Annotated in this window: 1 pseudogene; it reads right to left on the reverse strand. The window is 62.3% G+C overall.

The window, feature by feature from the left end:
* Positions 1–231: pseudogene (locus tag B2S33_RS04625) on the reverse strand (chemotaxis protein CheA); the annotation flags it as partial.

The raw sequence follows: 231 nt of genomic DNA on the forward strand, positions 1-231 counted from the left end.
GCATCGACGGCAGCCACGTCGCCATTGAACTTGCCCTTGCCATGCAGCTGGTCCAGCAACGCCTCGAACTCGTGCTCACTGATGTCGTCGCCAGGGATGGCAGATGTTTGCTCGACAGGCGCCGCCGCCTTGGCTGCGGGCAAGGCATCGGCCTGGAACGTGCCTTTACCATGCAACTGATCCAGCAGCGACTCGAACTCGGCGTCGGTAATTTCATCGCTGGCCGGCTCG

The organism is Pseudomonas sp. UBA5568 (assembly GCF_002425525.1).
Lineage (GTDB): Bacteria > Pseudomonadota > Gammaproteobacteria > Pseudomonadales > Pseudomonadaceae > Aquipseudomonas > Aquipseudomonas fulva.